General features: G+C 36.7%; 13 protein-coding genes and 1 pseudogene. 4 read left to right on the forward strand and 10 right to left on the reverse strand.

Features of this window, described 5'->3' with window-relative positions:
* Window positions 1-6: 6 nt before the first annotated feature.
* From ileS to hemJ, 3 genes are all read right to left on the reverse strand, one after another.
* Window positions 7-3,375: an isoleucine--tRNA ligase gene (gene ileS / locus ABWU58_RS06495; RefSeq protein ID WP_353283735.1), complete on the reverse strand. Its 3,369-nt coding sequence runs from the start codon at window positions 3,373-3,375 to the stop codon at window positions 7-9.
* Between the two features lie 72 nt (window positions 3,376-3,447).
* Complete coding sequence (miaB, locus tag ABWU58_RS06500; RefSeq protein WP_353282956.1) at window positions 3,448-4,770, reverse strand: tRNA (N6-isopentenyl adenosine(37)-C2)-methylthiotransferase MiaB; 1,323 nt, start codon at window positions 4,768-4,770, stop codon at window positions 3,448-3,450.
* Between the two features lie 260 nt (window positions 4,771-5,030).
* Window positions 5,031-5,459, reverse strand: a complete 429-nt coding sequence (gene hemJ / locus ABWU58_RS06505; RefSeq protein WP_353282957.1) for a protoporphyrinogen oxidase HemJ — start codon at window positions 5,457-5,459, stop codon at window positions 5,031-5,033.
* Window positions 5,460-5,525: 66 nt separating this feature from the next.
* On the opposite strand from hemJ, the gene pdhA reads away from it, so the two are divergent.
* Window positions 5,526-6,506, forward strand: coding sequence for a pyruvate dehydrogenase (acetyl-transferring) E1 component subunit alpha (gene pdhA / locus ABWU58_RS06510; protein ID WP_353282958.1), 981 nt, complete (start codon window positions 5,526-5,528; stop codon window positions 6,504-6,506).
* 469 nt (window positions 6,507-6,975) lie between these two features.
* Here the strand turns inward: pdhA and ABWU58_RS06515 are convergent.
* From ABWU58_RS06515 to ABWU58_RS08130, 3 genes and pseudogenes are all read right to left on the reverse strand, one after another.
* A pseudogene (locus ABWU58_RS06515) lies at window positions 6,976-7,421 on the reverse strand (IS110 family transposase); the annotation flags it as partial.
* Between the two features lie 383 nt (window positions 7,422-7,804).
* Window positions 7,805-8,989 (reverse strand): phage portal protein, encoded by a 1,185-nt coding sequence (locus ABWU58_RS06520; RefSeq protein ID WP_353282959.1) that lies wholly within the window; start codon window positions 8,987-8,989, stop codon window positions 7,805-7,807.
* Window positions 8,990-9,300: 311 nt separating this feature from the next.
* Window positions 9,301-9,432 (reverse strand): hypothetical protein, encoded by a 132-nt coding sequence (locus ABWU58_RS08130; RefSeq protein WP_410542037.1) that lies wholly within the window; start codon window positions 9,430-9,432, stop codon window positions 9,301-9,303.
* 142 nt (window positions 9,433-9,574) lie between these two features.
* On the opposite strand from ABWU58_RS08130, the gene lipB reads away from it, so the two are divergent.
* On the forward strand, window positions 9,575-10,192 hold the full coding sequence (lipB, locus tag ABWU58_RS06530) for a lipoyl(octanoyl) transferase LipB (protein ID WP_353282961.1): 618 nt from the start codon (window positions 9,575-9,577) through the stop codon (window positions 10,190-10,192).
* Between the two features lie 233 nt (window positions 10,193-10,425).
* Window positions 10,426-11,469, forward strand: coding sequence for an LD-carboxypeptidase (locus ABWU58_RS06535; RefSeq protein ID WP_353283736.1), 1,044 nt, complete (start codon window positions 10,426-10,428; stop codon window positions 11,467-11,469).
* A 592-nt stretch (window positions 11,470-12,061) separates the two neighbouring features.
* Here the strand turns inward: ABWU58_RS06535 and topA are convergent.
* The 3 genes from topA to ABWU58_RS06550 all read right to left on the reverse strand — a co-directional run bounded on the left by topA (window position 12,062) and on the right by ABWU58_RS06550 (window position 15,935).
* Window positions 12,062-14,512 (reverse strand): type I DNA topoisomerase, encoded by a 2,451-nt coding sequence (topA, locus tag ABWU58_RS06540; RefSeq protein ID WP_353282962.1) that lies wholly within the window; start codon window positions 14,510-14,512, stop codon window positions 12,062-12,064.
* Window positions 14,513-14,791: 279 nt separating this feature from the next.
* A complete protein-coding gene (locus tag ABWU58_RS06545) occupies window positions 14,792-15,490 on the reverse strand; it encodes an IS4 family transposase (RefSeq protein WP_353282756.1) in 699 nt (232 codons plus the stop codon).
* 217 nt (window positions 15,491-15,707) lie between these two features.
* Window positions 15,708-15,935 carry a hypothetical protein gene (locus tag ABWU58_RS06550; protein WP_353282963.1) on the reverse strand — a complete coding sequence of 76 codons (228 nt, stop codon included), beginning with the start codon at window positions 15,933-15,935 and terminating at the stop codon, window positions 15,708-15,710.
* A 340-nt stretch (window positions 15,936-16,275) separates the two neighbouring features.
* On the opposite strand from ABWU58_RS06550, the gene ABWU58_RS06555 reads away from it, so the two are divergent.
* Window positions 16,276-17,454, forward strand: a complete 1,179-nt coding sequence (locus ABWU58_RS06555) for a ribonuclease D (RefSeq protein ID WP_353283737.1) — start codon at window positions 16,276-16,278, stop codon at window positions 17,452-17,454.
* A gap of 152 nt (window positions 17,455-17,606) precedes the next feature.
* On the opposite strand, the gene coaE is transcribed toward ABWU58_RS06555, so the two are convergent.
* On the reverse strand, window positions 17,607-18,194 hold the full coding sequence (gene coaE, locus ABWU58_RS06560) for a dephospho-CoA kinase (protein ID WP_353282964.1): 588 nt from the start codon (window positions 18,192-18,194) through the stop codon (window positions 17,607-17,609).
* Window positions 18,195-18,218: the final 24 nt, after the last annotated feature.

Raw genomic sequence — 18,218 nt, forward strand, 5'->3', positions numbered from 1 at the left:
CAACTATCAACAATCTAACTTAATACCAACAATTGAATCTTGGTATTCTTTAGAGTAAAAGTTGATTCCAATTTCTATATTAACCTCTAAAGATAAGGCTAGAGTTTGCTCTTTTATATATTCACTCCACGTATTTATTGCTTCCTTAATTTTCTCATCTTCTGTTTTGATTATTACTCTGATTCTATCAGACATATGAAAATCAGCTTGTTTTCTGGTTTCCTGAATGAGCCTCACTACATCTCTTGCAAGCCCTTCTAGAATCAATTCATCATTTAAAGTAGTGTTTAGGATCACAACCCCTTTGTTGTTATCAAATACAGAGGAGAATTCACTGTTTGCTTTTAATAATAGTTCATATTCGCCTTTTTCTATGATATAATTTTCTGACTCATTACCAAAAAAAACTTGCTCATTGTCAACTTGCTTCCATTTCCCCTCTTTGACGTACTGTACTAATTTCTTGATCTTGCCTGGAACTCTTTTTCCAAGCATAGGAAAATTTAGTTTCAGTTCTAGTGATGCAACTTCTTTCAACTCACCCACTATTTCTAATTCTTTTACATTTACCTCATCTTTTATCATCTCTTGATATTCATTCATGCTTGGTGTCATTCCAGCACTTGACCATTTCTTTTCTTTCTGGATCCCAGTGTCACGCACTGGGATGACGGGAGAGAGCTCTGGGATGACAGAGGGTTGTGTATCGTCAAGAAAACTGCAGGAAGACTTATGATAAATCGTCATACTATTAAGTGGCTGTCTGATACGTATGTTAAACGTGTTTCTAATAGAGAGTGCAGAGTTACATATCTCTCTCACTAGATCCATCTTGGCAATGAGCTGACTATCAAACTTCTCTAATTGTGGAAAATCAGCCAAATGAACAGATGTTTCTTCATACTTAAGCCCTTGCCATATATTCTCTGTTATAAGTGGCAACAAAGGAGCTGCAGCTCTTAGTATGTAATAAAAAACCGTATATAGAACATTATAAGCATCAGTTTTATCCTGATCCAAATCACTTTTCCAAAAACGCTCGCGACTGCGACGAATATACCAATTATTTAGCACTTCAAAAAAGTTCATCAAAATTTTGCAAGCCTCTTGGGAGTTATAGCTGTTCATAGAAGTTTGGATACTTTCTACAGCTTCAAAACATTTGGAAATCATGTAGCGATCAATAGTACTTTGATAATCCTTACAAACTTCAGCTTTAATTCCATCTGCATTTGCATACATAGTAAAAAAGTGATAACTGTTCCAAATAGGTTTTATTACGTTTTTCAGAACATCTCGTATTGAGTTTCCTTTTTTATCGAGTAGCAAATTACCACCACAAACAATAGATCCAGAAAGCATAAGAAAACGCAGTGCATCAGAACCGTATCTATCAAAAACCTCCATTGGATCTGCATAGTTATTCAAACGTTTGGACAATTTTTGCCCTTTTACATCCAAAACAACACCGTGGCATATGCAGTTCTTAAATGGTTCCCTATCAAACAAAGCAGTGGACAATACAAAGAGCGTATAAAACCACCCCCTGGTTTGCGCTATGTATTCAGTGATAAAATCTGCAGTTTCAAACCACTCCTTATTTTCAAACGGGTAGTGGACTTGCGCAAATGGCATCGAGCCAGATTCAAACCAGCAGTCAAACACGTCAGGTACACGGCGCATAACTGATTTTCCTGTTGGATCATCAGGATTTGGTCTTGTTAAAGTATCGATAAATGGTCTGTGCAAGTCGTCTATTTTAACATTAAAATCTCTCTCCAGTTCTTCTATTGAACCATATACATCTACTCTTGGATATCTTGTATCATCTGATTGCCACACAGGAATCGGAGTACCCCAGAATCGATTGCGTGAAATTGACCAGTCGTGTGCCCCTTCAAGCCATTTTCCAAATTGACCATCTCTAATGTGGTTTGGTATCCAATTAACTCTCTTATTTAGCTCTACCATTCTGCTTTTGAATTTTGTAACGGCAACATACCAAGAAGGCATAGTGCGATAGATCAAAGGAGTGTCAGTTCTCCAGCAGTGTGGATAATTGTGAATATATTGTTCAGTTTTGAACCAGTTTCCTTGTTCTTTCAATTTTTTTATTACTGTATCATTGGTATCAAAAACATGAACCCCTGCCAAATCTGAAACTTCAGCAGTAAATTTTCCACTGTTATCAATTGGACAAATAACTGGAATATCATGGCTTTGGCAAAGGTAAAAATCTTCCTCACCAAATCCAGGAGCAGTGTGTACAACGCCAGTACCATCTTCTCCTGTAACATAATCAGCAACAAAAACACGGAATGCATTCTTTGTATCTTTAAAGTAATCAAACAGCGGCTTATAGGAAAGGCCTGCAAGATCATTCGCTTTAAGTTTTATATTGCAGTTTTCATATGGAATATTGTTTTGTTCAGAGTGGCTGATAAATTTTTCTAGGTAGCTTTCAGCGAAAATATAAATTTCACTGTTCACTGAACTCCTTTCATTAACTTCTGTCATCCCAGTGCTTCGACACTGGGATCCAGAAATAGATTCCAGCGTCACGCGCTGGAATGACACCAAAGAGTGGACTGACACTGCACAATACTTGATGTCCTTTCCTATCGCCAATGCCAGATTGCTAGGAAGAGTCCAAGGAGTTGTAGTCCAAGCAAGTAATTTACATTTTTGTTTAACACTTTTAAACTGCTGTGGGTTTTCTAAAAGCTCAAATGCAACAGTTACAGCTTTGCTAGTCTTTTCTCTATACGCGTTATCAAGCCTTGTTTCAAAATTGGATAATGGAGTTTCGCACGCCCAGCTATATGGAACAACGCGTACTGATTCATACACTAGACCCTTATCATAAAGCTGTTTAAATGCCCACATGACCGACTCCATGAATGATTTATCCATGGTTTTATAGTCATTATGAAAATCCACCCACCTTGCCTGCCTATTTACATACTTCTCCCATTCTGACGAAAATTTCATCACAGAAGTACGACAATGGTTATTGAATTTTTCAATGCCGAATTTTTCTATTTCAGTTCTACCAGATATTCCAAGTTCTTTTTCTGCACCCATCTCAGCCGGCAATCCATGGCAATCCCAGCCAAATCTACGTTCAACCCTTTTTTGCAGCATAGTTTGATACCTTGCAAATGCGTCTTTGATGAAACCAGTGAGTAAATGTCCATAATGGGGAAGTCCATTTGCAAACGGAGGTCCATCGTAAAAGACAAAACAATTATCCTTGGAACGCCCTTCCACTGACTGCTCAAAAACTTTATTTTCCTGCCAAAATTTTATGATTTTCTTTTCTAACGATGAAAAATCAGGACTACTTACTGTATCAGGATAATGCTTTGACTTCATGTTCATTTTGACCGGATAAAGCCAAAGAATATAGGGCTTTCTAGAAAATTACAAATGCAAAAAGAAACAAACTTATTCCTGCACCCCACGCCCCAACAAACTGTTCTGCCGAGCTTCCAACACTTTCACGTTTACTATTTTGTCCCTGTATTTACCTTCAGGATCATCAATGCACACTGATTGCATATATGGGCTTTTACCAATAATTTGGTTTTGGTGTTTGCCTTTTTTATCACTGAACAAAGCAGGAATAGTTTTGCCTACCATACTCTGGTTAAACTCAAGTTGTTGCTTACTAATTAATTTCTGTAAACGAAGAAGGCGTTCTGTTTTAACCTCTTCTGGTACTTGATCTTTTCTTTCTGCTCCTGGTGTACCTGGTCTTGGGCTATATTTAAAGCTATAAGCCTGAGCATATCTAATTTTTTCTACTAATTTTACAGTTTCTTCAAAATCTTTTTCGGTTTCTCCAGGAAAACCAACAATAAAATCAGAAGAAAATTCGATTTCAGGTTTCAATTTGCGAAATCTGTCTATTATTTCCAAATACTCCTCTGCAGTGTGCTTTCTGTTCATCGCGTGCAATATTTTATTCGAACCTGACTGCACAGGCAGGTGAATAAATGGCATGAGTTTTGGCTCTTCCGCATGTGCCAAGTAGAGAGATTCATGCATATCTCTTGGATGAGAAGTTGTATAACGAATCCTCTCTAGCTTTTCAATTTTAGCAATATGACTAACTAATTTGCCTAAATCCCACACTTCCCCTTCGCATTCTCCATGGTAAGCATTGACGTTCTGACCAAGCAAATTGATTTCCTTCGCCCCATTTGCAACTAATTTCAATGCTTCACGAAATATTTCATTTACTGGTCGTGAATATTCAGCTCCGCGAGTGTAGGGCACCACACAAAACGTACAAAATTTATCACAACCTTCTTGTATGGCAAGAAACGCAGAAGATCCCTGGCTATTGCCATAGCATTCATCTGGCAATTTATCAAACTTTGCAACTTCAGGAAAATCAGTGTTTATTACATGACCTTTACTTCTGCTTGCTTTGACTATCAGCTCCGGTAAAGTAGCGATACTCTGCGGACCAACAATAATATCCACAAATGGAGCCCTTCTGAATACTTCTTCTCCCTCTGCTTGCGCTACACATCCAGCCACCACTATAGTAATTTCTTTTCGTGACGAATGAATCTTCCCGAGCTCAGAATAAAGCTTTTCTGCTGCCTTCTCTCTAATATGGCAAGTATTCAATATCACCAAATCAGCTTTTTCTGCATCACTAACAACGTTGAACCCCAAAGGTTTAATTATATTTTCCATTAAAACGGAGTCATAAACGTTCATCTGACAGCCGTAAGTTTTAATATATAGGCCTTTCATATTTGGTATGTCTTTTTCAAAACCCTACATACAATCACATTAAATGTCCAACAGACCAGCGCGTGACGCTAGTCAGCACAATAGATTTTTATAAAATTGGATCCCAATGTCAAGCACACAGCTATTGCAACTTGATTCACCAGTATCCCTGTAAAAATCATTGGTAAACCTCAGTAACTTTAGCTTATGTTATTTTCAAAAAAGTCAAAAATGAAAATAGAAGAGTAGCTGAGCTTTCTGCTTTTTTTGGGTAAGGTCAGTCAAAAAGGTTTTACAACAACCATAATAACTATAACTATTATTAACACTGTCACTGTTTCGTTTAAAACACGAAAATAAACGTGTTTTTTTTCATTTGAACCCATTGCAAAATCTTTTCTGTATTTTGCAAGCAGTCCATGAATAGCAAACATAAAAAATAATGCTAGTGCTTTCACATGAAACCACCCTTCGCGATATGCTTCTCTTATAATCATTAATGTCATTCCCAAACCAAGTGAGAAAAGCATTGCAGGGTTTATGATATATCTAAGTAGCCTCTTTTCCATTGTTTGAAGCAAGCTATCATTTTCCGATCCCGGTTTTACAGTTGCGTGGTAGACATAAAGCCTGGGTAAATAAAGCATACCTGCCATCCACATAATGGCGGAGATAACGTGAAAAGCTTCGAGCCAGCGGTAATAATTCATGCAGATATTGTTACAAAATGTTAAAAATTTCTGATATTATCTTAGTTTAATGAAAAAGAAATCAATATGAAAGCAGAAAATTTCACTAAAGAACAGATAATTGGATTCTACAGGAAAATGCTACTCATACGCAGATTTGAAGAAAAAGCAGGACAATTATATGGAATGGGATTAATAGGCGGGTTCTGTCACCTATCAATAGGGCAAGAAGCAGTTGCAGTTGGAACTCAAGCTGCATCAAAATTAGGTGACGCTTTTATCACAAGTTATAGAGACCATGGCTTAATGCTCGCATGTGATTCTGATCCGAATGTTGTGATGGCAGAGCTTACCGGCAAAGAAACAGGATGCTCGAAAGGTAAAGGTGGTTCGATGCACGTATTTGACGTTGAAAAAAAATTCTTCGGCGGACATGGAATAGTGGGAGCACAAGTTCCAATTGGCACAGGAATAGCATTTGCTAATAAATATAAGAAAAGAGATAACGTGGTATTCACGTATTTTGGTGACGGTGCTGCAAATCAAGGACAAGTATATGAATCATTTAATATGGCAGCTTTGTGGAAGTTGCCTGTGGTTTACATCATAGAAAATAACGAATACGCAATGGGAACTTCTGTGCAAAGATCAACTTTAGTAACAGAGTTATATAAAAGAGGAGAAAGTTTTGGTATTTCTGGAAAACAAGTTGATGGAATGGATTTTTTCTCTGTTTATGCGGCTACAAGCGAAGCAGCGGAACACACACGCAGCGGAAAAGGGCCTATCCTGCTTGAAATGAAGACATATCGATATCGCGGCCATTCGATGTCAGATCCTGCTACTTATCGCTTAAAAGAAGAAGTTGAAGATATGAAGCAAAATCATGACCCTATAGGCACTTTAAAGAAGTACATGATAAATAATAAAATTGCTTCAGAAGAAGAATGCAAAGTAATTGATAAGGAAATACGTGATTTAGTAAAAAAGTCGGAAGATTTTGCCAAAAATAGTAAAGAACCAAGCGTTGATGAGCTGTATACTGATGTTTACAAATTTGTTAGCTAATTTTTTTATCCAGGTGGCAACTAACTATACGAACATTGAGATATAAGAGTAATTTGTACCAAGAAAAAGATGTCATCCAAGTAGCTGACACTGGTTTCCATCCAAGACGGCAGTAGCCCCTTCGGTGTCATTCCAGCGTCACGCGCTGGAATGACAGCAGTCCTACGTCATACCGTCACGGTATCTGGGATCCAGGAATTTTAAAGTTGGTAAGCATAAAAGTATAGCTAACGCGAGCTCTACGTCATACCGCGATTCATTCGCGGTATCTCTAGATCCCGCTAACAAGCAGCGGGATGACGAGGTTATCGTCATACCACCGCGAACCGTCATATCAACTATGTTTTTTTTAAATTTTTTGAATTTAGTTTTATTACAACTCTTGTTTATAATTTTGTATTTTTATTCAATTAGAAAATGCATTTTTGACAATAAACACCCTAATTTATCATAGAAAAATTTTATATCAAACAACAGATTTGGACTTTGCAGCAGCCATTGCAGCCGTTAGTACGAACATTGCTTCTACCGCCTGTTATTCTTCGATAACCAATAGCTTTTCCACTTTCTTTTGGATGCGCCAGCAAGACTTGCTACTTCTTTTCTGTTTAAGTAGCCAAGCTCTGGCATCAGACACACAAAATCTTGAGATAACTTTGCCTGGCACTGTTCTCAGAATTTTTTGGCGCTTCTGTAACTCTAGATCTTTATCTAAGAAAATGCGATAAACCAATTCCCTGTGTTTTCTAAAGTCACTAAAGAATTAGGTAAGATATCTGAAAACTTTTTAAACAATTGTTGCTAACCAGAAGCATTATTATCAAATTCGACAACACTCTTCTGTGTGTGAACCGCAACAACATTTTTAAATTTTCCGATGTCAATACCAATAAAGTTTTGATAAGATGTAACCATATTAATAACCTCGATGGTTTATTGATTTAAGATTGTAAACGGGTGCATACATATGTCCCATGCAACTATTCAAACGTATCGAGGGCTAGTGTACCTTGATATAAACGGTTGTCAACGCCGCGTCGGTCGCACACGCCCGCTATTCCTATAGTGAGTAGAGTTATCTTCCCTCTTGTTTCTTTTATAACATATTTTTAACTTACAACTGCCGCGGCGCTAACAAGCAGCGGAATGACGAACCCTCGGTAAACCCAAAACTATAGGATAAAATAGACTAAATATGGTGTAATTTGGCTGATTTTTTTAATATTTTACAAAGTACAAAGCAAAAACTTAAACTCTTTTAAGTTGTCTTTTAGCCGCACAACTGAACAGATACAAACTTAACCTAACTCATCACCACCTGGCAGTGGTGGCAAACCAAATGCTTCCCTTTTTTCATTGAGCGTCATGAAGCTTGCGTTTTCTACGTATTTCCACAACTTCTGTCTCTTTTCCATGAGTATCTCTATTGCATCTTTATCGTATGACAAGCACAGATCCTCACCAAATTTTGGTGTCAGCCAAGAATTCAGATGACAGATAATATTTTCTAGCGTTGGTAAAACCGTCTGTTCCCAGAGGGATAAGCGTGCTTCGACTAAATTGCTATAAGTGTTATCACCTGGTATGCCAAGCAACTGCGGCGGGACGCCAAAAGCCAGGGCAATATCACGAGCTGAACTGTGTTTGGACTCAATAAAATCCATATCCCTTGGTGATAAGCTCATTTCTTTCCACTCCAAGCCTCCTTCAAGCAATATCGGTCTTCCAGCATTGACAGAACCTGAATAATGATCATTTATTTGCTCTTTTAAGCGTTGGTACTGCTCTTGACTTAAATTTCCACCACTCCCGTCCTTCGCTGATTTCACAACTATTGCACCACTTGGTCTTGCCCCATTTTGCAACATCGCTTGATTCCACGCACCCGCCTGATTATGCTGATCTATACTGTATGCAGCTGCCTCAATTGGTGATAACCCATACCAATCATTCAAAGGGTTAAAGGTCTTTAGGTGCAACACTGCTGAACGTCCGGTTAGTTTATCAACTTTAAAGTCATAACCGTTGTTATTTATGGTATAACGATAGATATAAGGAACGTTATTTCTCCCCGGAACAATTTCAACCCTATCAGGGCGCAGAAGATAAAGCTCTGTTGGTGGTTTTCTATTGTTCTGCGACTCAACCATCAATATATAAGAATTGCCGTTAACTAACCGATAAGTTACAATTCCCTCAATAAATTCCGATTTTGATGTCATTGGATTAGGAGAATAAAGTAATTTCAGTAATGGATGGGCTTTTAGTTGCGATTTTCCCTGTTCAGTAAGCTGGCAGAGAGTAAAAGGTACCGAAGATGCAGCACTTGCAATCATATTAATTGCTCGAAAGGCAATAACATTTTTTATGTAACCTTCCTCAGCAAAACTTACATAATCACGCTTACTCCAACTTGGTTCCATCATTAGTTGCAAAGCAGAGTATTCACTGCTTTTCTTTCTTTGAAAAATGTTGAAATTCATATGTGCCTCCTATTTGTTGAAAAAATCGAATTTGTTAAAAAATTGAAATTGCGGTAGAATTAATATGGGATGTTAATAGTTGGTGTCATCCCAGTGCTTGACACACAACTGTACGAACATTATCTACCCGGAGGATGTCATTCCAGTGCTTGACACTGGAATCCAGGAATTTTATTAAGTTGGTAAGCATAAAAGTATAGCTTCTACGTCATACCGCGATTTATTCGCGGTATCTTAGCATAGATCCCGCTAACAAGTAGCGGGATGACGATTGTCAGGCTAGCTGTCATCCAAGTAGCCTCTTTCTCCTGTCATTCCAGTGCCCAGACACTGGAATCCAGAAAACTTAACTTTAAATAAGTGGCTGCATAATAAAGGCTGGATCCCAGTGTCAAGCACTGGGATGACACCACCGTAAGGGAACCAGTGTCAGCTACTTGCATGGCACCTTTGTGTTTAAGGCAAAGCCTGCCATAATATTTAACACACTGCCTTCACAAATAAATGTTTGTACAGCTGTGTGTCACGCTACTTGGATGACAGGAAAAGAACGCACTGCTATACTAAAAAGAAAAGAAATAGAACATGGTAGAATGGCTAATATCTAATCAGCTTATTGATTATAACTATGCTGTAAAATTCATGGAAGAGAAAATTCAACAAATTTACAATAATTCAGCAGACGAATTGGTATGGCTACTCCAGCACCCTCCACTTTATACTGCAGGAATCAGTGCAACAGATGATGATATTGTTGAAAAACTATTTCCTATATATAAAACAGGAAGGGGCGGTAAACACACATATCATGGTCCAGGACAGCGCATCATATATTTAATGTTAAACCTTAAAAAAAGAAATAAATGCGACATAAAGCTATATATTAGAGACCTAAGTAAGTGGATAATAAATGTTTTAAAGCAATTTAATATACTTGGAGAATTTAAAGAGGATAGAATAGGTGTTTGGGTGAATAACAATGGAGTAGAAAAAAAAATTGCAGCTTTTGGTATCCGTTTAAGAAAATGGGTAACTTATCATGGCATAGCGCTTAACGTCTTTCCAGACCTCTCTCACTATAAGGGTATTATTCCTTGTGGACTGCAAGGTTATGGCGTCACATCAATGGAAGAACTAGGAGTGAAGGTTCCACTCTCTGAATTGGATGATATACTAAAAAAAGAGTTTTATAAGATATTTTAATGATCATTTACCTTTTATATTTTATTTTCACTTTATGTGCTAACACACAACTGTACGAACGTTGTAGTTTGGGAGCAATTCCCACCAGTGGGGTGTCATCCCAGTGCCCAGACACTGGGATCCAGCTTCTATGCAACTTAATTAAAAACGTTTGTTTTAGCGTAAGACAACTACCTTTAGCTCATCAGCTCAGTTATAAGCAAAATTTCTGGATTCCAGTGTCAAGCACTGGAATGACACCATTTGCTGTGCAATTTACCTTCAAAAATGAATGTTCGTACAGCTATGGTGCTAACACAGGTATTCATGCAATCGACCAAGTTGATATTATTGCTCCTTCTTCCAAGGGAAAAGAATCAGATTTGACTACTATAAAAGAATATGTAGAAGCTTTGGATTTTAATCCCCATATTTCGGAGAAAATATATAGTAATGATAATCCATTCTACTCTAACTCTGATGAATTCAGAACAAATGATTTGGTTAGTGCACTAACTAATGATAGTAAAATAATTTGGTGTATCAGAGGAGGAGAAGGGGCTTCTCGGTTAATTCCCTATCTAGAAAAGTTACCCAATGATAAAAAAGAAAGGATTGCTCAAAACAAAAAAATCCTCATAGGCTATAGCGATATAACTGCCTTGCACATCTATCTACAAGCTAAATATGATTGGCAAACTCTTCACGGCACCATGTTGGAAATGATAGTAAATAGCTCCGTTTCTGAAAGCTCTGTTGAAAAATTGAAAGAGTTAATTCTTAACAAGCGGGATTCTATCAGATTTGATAACCTAAAGATGATAAACAATGGCATTAGACTAAAAGATGGCAGATTAGAGTCTAAAGTCATCGGTGGTAATATGACTTTAGTTGAAAATAGTATAGGAACCGCTTGGCAAATAAATGCGAAAGGTAAAATTCTATTTTTAGAGGACATAAGAGTTTACCCATACGCAATAGAGCGCAGTTTAGATCACCTAAAACAAGCTCACATTTTTGATGGAGTGCATGCAGTAATCTTTGGGGATTTCGTTAACTGTTATAATGATAATCTTGTTGAAGTTGTAAAAGAAAGGTTTGCAAAAAGTGTTAACTTTCCTGTATTTACAATGAAAGGGGTAGGCCATGGACATACAAATGACCCTTTACCTCTTAACACTCACGCTATTATTAGCGTTCAAGACGAAAAAGAAGGTTTGTTTTTTATGGATGTGCAGAATTTAGCTAATCTTATAGCTAATGCGAGCTCTACGTCATGCCGCCGCGGTATCTCTTAGCCGCTAACAAGTAGCGGGATACTTAACCGTCATACCGCCGCGGTATCTCAGCCGCTAACAAGTAGCGGGATGACGGTTGTCGTTTAGCTATAAATATTTAAGAAATTTACCAAACAAAAAAAAAGGCAAAAGAAGCCCCGTTGGTGGTTGGCTATTTACTATGTACTAAAATATCGGCGTTTTTTTATTCTAAAACGCTTGATTAAGAGCGATTTAGCTGCTTTTAACTTGCAACTAACCTACACCGCAAGTGTTTAAGAAATTTACTAAGCAGGAAAAAAGGCAAAGAAACCCCGTAGTAGCTAGCATTCAAATTCTCCCTTGTCAATTTGACGTTTTTTGCTGTCTTAAACGCTTTGTAAGCGCGTTTCGGCTTATATAGGTAAAAACCCAGAAATTTTTAAAGACATGCGATGCACGTAGTGCGAAAAATTAAACATGAGACGCCAAATACCCTAAGTTTTTTGTCATTAACCTGCACAGATTGCGAAGATAAATAAATAGCTTCAGTTTCATGATAAGGGGGCTGGCGGAGTTTGTCAAGTAAGTTTTTTCGTTTCTATTCCCAATGTTATATGGTTATGCAAGAAGTCTACTTTTTATTCTTAATCAACTCTAAAGCCTTCTTCAAATCTATACTCTCAATATCTGCACTCTTGCCCAAAGCAACGTTCGTTTTACCGCATTTTATATAGAATCCATACCTACCGTTGCAGATGAAAACTTCTTTTCCTTTTTCATTAACCCCGAGAGGTTTTAACTCTTTGCGTGGACTGTTTGCAATAATTTGTACAGCTTCGCTCAATTCTGTATTCAGCACCTCTTTGGAGCTTTTCTTAAGAGAAAAGTATCTACCATCATAGAAAATATAGTACCCGAATCGTCCAAGGCCTATTTTTACTTCCTTTCCGGTTTTTGGGTGTTCTCCGATTACTTTCGGCAAGGAAAGTAATTGAGTAGCGGTGCTCAGATCAATCTCATTAACATTTATATCTTTTGGTATAGGAACCGCTTTTTTCTTTTCTGACTCATTATTAAACTGCAGGTAAAGCCCAAAAGGACCTTTTTTAATTACTACCTCTTGTCCTGTTATATCATCTATACCTAAACTTTTTGGATATTCTGAATTGTCATTACTGCCCGTAATTTCTTTTGTATGGTTGCATTCAGGATAGTTAGAACATCCAAGGAACACTCCTGTTCGCCCAAAGTTCAATTTCAATATGCCATCAGAGCAAATAGGACATTTCGTATTCACCTCTTTTTTTCCTTCTTCTGAACAAAACCAATCGATTACCAAATCGTGAATGCCGCTGAAAACTTCATCATGCGTCATTTGCTTGACAGAGTTTACATGACCAAAAAATGGCACCCAAAAGTGGCCTAATTCTTTTTTCCAATCTGCATGTCCATTTGAGATTAAATCAAGCTTTTCTTCCATTTGTGCTGTGAAATCATACTCTACACAACGCTGAAAAAAAGTTTCTAAAAATATAGTAACGATTTTACCGCGGCTGCTTGGAATAAATCTTTTGCTATCCAATGAAACATACTCACGATCTTGTAATACCGAAATAATTGTTGCATAAGTTGATGGGCGACCTATACCGATTTCTTCCATTTTTTTAACAATACTTGCTTCACTATAACGAGGTGGCGGTTGAGTGAAATGCTGTTTTGGCTCAACTGAAATCAGCTTACACGCTTCCCCTTCCTTCATGGCAGGTAGCAGGCCTTCATTTTCGGCTTCCATGTTATCTTGATAGACTTTATAAAAACCATCAAAGAATATACTTGATCCACTTGCTCGCAGAATCACTTTCTGATCAGTAGAACTAATTTCAACTACCACTTGATCAAGAATCGCCGATTCCATTTGACTTGCAATGGTTCTTTTCCAGATTAAATCGTACAATTTAAATTGCTCTGGCGTTAAGTAATCCTTAATACTACCCGGCGTTCTATTAATATCAGTTGGACGAATTGCTTCATGTGCTTCTTGAGCATTTTTGACCTTTTTTACATATTTACGAGGAGACTGTGGTAAATATTTATCACCATATAACGACTTAATTGACCCTCTAATTGAGTTTATAGCCTCATCTGCAATATGAAACCCATCTGTACGCATGTAAGTTATCAACCCTACAGTTTCACCACCAATATCGATACCTTCATATAAATTTTGCGCTATGCGCATAACATTTTTCACGTTAAAATACAGCTTATTCACTGCATCTTGCTGAAGACTTGAAGTAATAAATGGAGGAAGCGGGTTTCTCTTAACTTGCTTGCGTTCTACTGTGCTTACAGCATACTGCCTTGACTCAATCTCCCTGACTAAGTTCTTTGCCTCTTCTTCATTCTTAATATCAAATTTTTCTAGCTTTTTATTATCATAGTGGCTTAGCATAGCAAAAAAAGCCTCATCTTTGCTATTTTGCATTTCTGCCTTTATGCTCCAATACTCCTGTGTTATAAACTTACTGATTTCATCTTCCCGTTCGCATATAAGCTTTAATGCAACAGACTGCACTCGCCCTGCAGACTTGCTCCCCGACAATTTCGTCCATAACAGTGGTGACAAACTAAATCCAACTAGATAATCCAAAGCTCTGCGTGTTTGCTGTGCGCGCACTAAGTCCATATTAATTTCACGTGGATTCTTTATTGCTTCTTGAACTGCTCTCTTTGTTATCTCATTAAAGACTACTCTATAAATGTTGTTTTCATTACTGATTGCTTTCTTTTCTTTTAATGTCTCTATCACATGCCAAGCCATTGCTTCCCCTTCTCTGTCTGGGTCTGTTGCAAGATATATATCTGATGCTTTACTCGCTGCTTTTACTAACTCTTTTATATACTTTTCTGCTTTTTCAATGGTTTCATACTTTATAGCAAAATCATTATCCGGATCGACAGAACCGTTTTTTGCTGGAAGATCCCTCACATGTCCAAAGGATGCAGCTACTTTGAACTCTTTACTTAAATATTTGCCTATTGTCTTTGCTTTCGCAGGTGATTCAACTATTAATAATGCCATATTGTTAATTATTTTAGTATTTAAAGATAATATGTTGAGAAATATACGATGAAAAGTAAAAAAATATTTTAATAGGTCTTGTGAATTTTACAGAGTAGGTTGTTCATGGTTTCCAGAAAACCCTTGGACCTTGCTATTTTCAAGTGAATTTGAAGGTCTATTACAATAGTATATGATTGCAGCAGCAACCAGACAACAAGCTCCAACTGCTATTCCCACTGCTATAGGGAGAGTAGACCGGCGGACCTTCCCCGCCAGCCTCCATAAGTGTTGAAAGTATCAAAAATGGCGTGATATAAGATGATCGACAACATGTAAATTACCTCCTGATAGTAAAACAATTGAGCGTATAAAAGAATCATTAAGATCTAGTGTAAATTGCAATAATGCCATTTTAAATCCATGTAAATTGTTTTTAATTTTATAAACGAGAAACAGCAGGGCTGTAATAATAATCATATAAATATATACTTTCATTCCGTTCATGCTATGGCTCAAAAAGTGTTTATATCCAAGGTTTTGCTTTATAAATTTGAAGAATACTTCTATGTCCCACCTTCGCCTATACGCCTGTGCAACATCATAAGCAGGCATCGTAAACAAGTTAGTTAAAAACCATATTTCATTTCCTGCCTTGTTTTTGATTTTTATCAAACGTAAGTTATGCTTTTCTGCAATTTTGCCCTGTGCGCGATAAAGATTAACTATTATATCTTCTAAAATTTCTGATCCATCTTGCTGTTGTCCTTGAATAACTTTACTCCTACTTACAACATCATGCTTTCTGCTTGTTTCAACTCTTGTTATAAATTTGTATTCCTTCTCATCAAACTCAGCAAAAGTTCCAACCTTTCTGATTCCCCTATCAAATAGCAAAATATCCTCTTTTTTAACTTTTGCTTCGTTGATTGCCCTTACCAGTGCTATGTCTTCACTACCTTCTTCTTGCCCTTTACAAAACCTTATACTTGTTGGCAATTGTCCTTTTAATCCCAGACTTACTTTGACTTATTACTTTGGTTACCTAACTTTAGTCCATCTTTTATAAGATACCCTGATAAATTTATGATTGTTGAATCAAATCTATGTAAATCATGTGACGTTTTTTTGGGCAACAATTTTTCAACTTTGTTTATCAGATCAATATATACTCCCTTAAAATAATCAGAACTTTTAACCTTTTCGACAAGCCACTTTATGTGACTGTACTTTTGTCATCATTTTTATCTATCACACACCTGTTTATTACCATTGCTAATGCTCTTAAGCTTGTTTTCTGACCCATTAATATTAACTTCATTAAGCCTTTAAATATGATTTTGCCCACTAACTTAGTATTGCATTTATCTATCTCACTTAATTTTCCTAGCCTTTCCAAATCCTTGTCTTTAATTAAGTTTAATATGCCTTCTATTTGATCCATTATTGCCTCCATTTTTCTGCAATAATAGCTCTTTATATCCTTTTTGTATTACTTTCAACACTTATGGGTAAACATGTTGCCGTCCACTTCCGCCTAACAAGTATAATGCGGCTTTATTGTCATATCAGACCGCGGAGAGAACCATATGCTATTTTTAACTTATGTGGAATTACCAAGGATTATGGAGCAGATATGCTGTTTTGATTTGTGTGAAAATTATTGTTGACTTATGTGCAATTAGAGAACCTAAGTCACTTTAGCTATAGAAAGTTCTGCAAGAAGTCACTAATTGCAAAAATTTAATGTAAGTGATAAAGTAGAACCACTGAATGAAAAACATATGTTAATTAATACAACGTCGGAGCTGGAGGACATATGTGAGGGGTTGATAGCAAAAAAGCCGAAATTTATAGCAGTTGACACGGAGTTCATTAGAAATAATTTAACCTACTACCCAAAATTATCGTTAATTCAAATTTCTTACGGAGAGAAGAGTTTTATTGTAGATGCATTAGTGCCAGAAATTGATTTATCATTCATTAAGAAAATAATGCTAAATCAGGGGATAACCAAAGTGTTTCATAGCTGCCGGCAGGATATAGAATCCTTACTCACTGTGTTTAAATGTATTCCCACTCCCATTTTTGATACCCAAGTTGCCGCTATGTTTTGTCATTATTATCATGACTTTATTGGTTACTCAAAAGTAGTAGAGCAATATCAAGGAGTAGTGCTGGATAAAATTAAAGCTAAAAATTCAGATTGGTTAAGGCGTCCGTTGTCCGAGGATCAGTTAGACTATGCAATAAACGACGTGGTACACCTATATGACTTATACCAAATATTGTGCAATAAACTTGAAGAAAATAATAGGATGTGTTGGTTTCAAGAAGAGATGGAATCAATAGTTAATATAAATAAGTATTTACATAGTCCAAAAGATGCATGGAAGAGAATTAAATTTAATTATGAAGCAAATCCAAGATTGGTATTAACTGTTAAAGCAGTTAGTGAATGGCAAGAGACCTTAGCACAGCGCTATAATATGAATCGTAATAAAGTAATTAATAATGCTGTAATAGCTGGTTTTATTGAAAAAAATGTAGAGCATGTTGATGAGATTTTAGATGATCTCAAGAGGAATGCAAAAAATATAAAAGATGCAGATTTACTAGAGTTTGTGAATATTTTTAATGAAAATGAAAAAAATTGGATGCAGCAAAACAGCATCTTACCGAATAATTATGACAAATCTGTATTCGATATACTCTCAATTATTTTAGATAGTAAATGTAAAGAAAGTAACATATCAAGGAAATTAGTTTCTTCAAAAGATGAGTTAACCGGGTCAATATCTGGGCAGATAGATAAACTATTCAAGGGGTGGAGATACGATTTTTTTGGCAGGTCAGTTGAATCATTTTTGAACACAAGCTCAAAATTTGAGATTTCAGCAGTGAAATCCGCAAATAATACAACTAAAATTTGGAGTAATTTGGTGGAGAATAACTGTTGCTAAAGTAACTTAGATTTATCGACAATCGTCATTCCGCTGCTTGTTAGCGGGATCTAGAGATACCGCGGCGGTATGGCGGTTCGCGGCAGTATGAAGATAAGCTCGTCATCCCGCTTGTTAGCGGCCAAGAGATACTGCGGCGGTATGACGTAGAGCTACGTGTTTAGGTTTAATGAATCCACTATATCTTTTACTTGAGAAAAAACATGCTCTTTACTTACACTGGTATCGATAATAAAGTCACTCATCTTCCTTTTTTCCTCAATAGATAACTGAACATCGGAGATTAAATTTAGCTTTTCTTTATCTATGTTGCGTTCGTTAAGTCTTTGAGCTTGCACAACGCTATCTGCATAGATAAAAATAATAAGATCACAGTATGAATGAAATTTTGTTTCTAATAGAAGTGGCACATCTAAAACTAAAAGCTTTCTATCGATCTTTTTTTCCTTGGCAATAAAAAATTCTAATTCACGCAGCACAGCAGAGTGAACCAAAGATTGAAATTGTTTCCAATTTTCATCGTAGGCTAAGAAATATTTAGACAGTACTGTTCTACCTATTTCACCATTTACTACCACTCCAGGAAAATTTTTTTCTGCATAACTTATTATGCTTTTATCCACTTTATAAAGTTGGTGTACAACAGAATCAGCATCAAACACAGCAGCACCAAACTCTTGAAAGCAATTAGCTACAAAGCTCTTTCCTACCCCAATTCCGCCTGTTAGACCTATGATCATATAGCAAAATACATTAGACTTCTT

Source organism: Wolbachia endosymbiont (group A) of Pogonocherus hispidulus, from assembly GCF_964028195.1.
Taxonomy (GTDB): Bacteria; Pseudomonadota; Alphaproteobacteria; order Rickettsiales; family Anaplasmataceae; genus Wolbachia.

Bases quoted from the DNA above. Each gene is read 5' to 3' on its own strand.
- ileS (WP_353283735.1), bottom strand. From the start codon at position 3,375: ATGAAGTCAAAGCATTATCCTGATACAGTAAGTAGTCCTGATTTTTCA.
- coaE (WP_353282964.1), bottom strand. From the start codon at position 18,194: ATGATCATAGGTCTAACAGGCGGAATTGGGGTAGGAAAGAGCTTTGTA.
- topA (WP_353282962.1), bottom strand. From the start codon at position 14,512: ATGGCATTATTAATAGTTGAATCACCTGCGAAAGCAAAGACAATAGGC.
- ABWU58_RS06550 (WP_353282963.1), bottom strand. From the start codon at position 15,935: ATGGATCAAATAGAAGGCATATTAAACTTAATTAAAGACAAGGATTTG.
- hemJ (WP_353282957.1), bottom strand. From the start codon at position 5,459: ATGAATTATTACCGCTGGCTCGAAGCTTTTCACGTTATCTCCGCCATT.
- miaB (WP_353282956.1), bottom strand. From the start codon at position 4,770: ATGAAAGGCCTATATATTAAAACTTACGGCTGTCAGATGAACGTTTAT.
- ABWU58_RS06520 (WP_353282959.1), bottom strand. From the start codon at position 8,989: ATGAATTTCAACATTTTTCAAAGAAAGAAAAGCAGTGAATACTCTGCT.
- pdhA (WP_353282958.1), top strand. From the start codon at position 5,526: ATGAAAGCAGAAAATTTCACTAAAGAACAGATAATTGGATTCTACAGG.
- lipB (WP_353282961.1), top strand. From the start codon at position 9,575: ATGGTAGAATGGCTAATATCTAATCAGCTTATTGATTATAACTATGCT.
- ABWU58_RS06535 (WP_353283736.1), top strand. From the start codon at position 10,426: ATGACACCATTTGCTGTGCAATTTACCTTCAAAAATGAATGTTCGTAC.
- ABWU58_RS08130 (WP_410542037.1), bottom strand. From the start codon at position 9,432: ATGCAAGTAGCTGACACTGGTTCCCTTACGGTGGTGTCATCCCAGTGC.
- ABWU58_RS06555 (WP_353283737.1), top strand. From the start codon at position 16,276: ATGTTAATTAATACAACGTCGGAGCTGGAGGACATATGTGAGGGGTTG.